The organism is Kitasatospora nipponensis (assembly GCF_039528135.1).
Lineage (GTDB): Bacteria > Actinomycetota > Actinomycetes > Streptomycetales > Streptomycetaceae > Kitasatospora > Kitasatospora nipponensis.
In genome coordinates this window covers 1-692 of the sequence record NZ_BAAALF010000731.1, presented here as the reverse complement: position 1 = coordinate 692, position 692 = coordinate 1, and the positions used below count along the sequence as shown (strand labels likewise).

The following is a 692-nucleotide window of genomic DNA, read 5'->3' as shown; positions in this document are numbered from 1 at the left end:
CGGCAGAACGGCCCCTGAAGCTTGAGGAACTTCATGATCACCAGGAAGCCCTGGTGCCCGCGGATGGTGGCCTCCACCGCAGGGGCCGACCCGCAGAACCGGCAGAACGGACCGGCCGGCAGCCCCTGCTGGAACTGCTGGGCTTGCTCGAACGGCTGAGCCGGAATGCCAGCGGTGGGGTCGACGGGCGGAGCGCCGTACGGCACCTGCTGAGGAGGCGGAGTGGACAAGGGAATCCCCCGAATGTGACTGATGTGGCTGAAGTGAACGGTGCAAGGTATCGGCAGGTCAGCCGCATCCGGAAGCCAGTTCCCCTCGGGTGGGGGAAAGGACATCCAACCGTGATCGCCCCGCCCGATTTGTCGGATCACAAGATCGCGTGAACATGTGTCGCTTTAGCGAATCCGCTCGATTGAGTGGACGGAGTCGCTGGGTGTGACTTGCTGATGAGTCGTCACGTTGGTCCGTCCGAGGGGGAGGACATTCCTCCCTCCGGAACGAGAGGACGCAGCGATGGCTGTGGACGAGATCCTGTTGGAGTCCCCGACGATGCGGGAGCCGGTGGGCAGTTGGACGGTCACCTCGATGGCGCCGGTGTTGCCGAGGATGCGGTTCTTGGCCGGTGCGGTGGTGATGTGCAGGATGCCGTCGCGGTAGTCGGCGGTGGTCTGCTCGGCGGCCTTGGTGTCGCG

The 692-nt window shown here is 65.0% G+C and carries 2 pseudogenes; both read right to left on the bottom strand.

Annotated features, from left to right (window positions below):
• Positions 1-206: pseudogene (locus ABD323_RS42980) on the bottom strand (LppU/SCO3897 family protein); the annotation flags it as partial.
• 189 nt (positions 207-395) lie between these two features.
• A pseudogene (locus ABD323_RS42975) lies at positions 396-692 on the bottom strand (hypothetical protein); the annotation flags it as partial.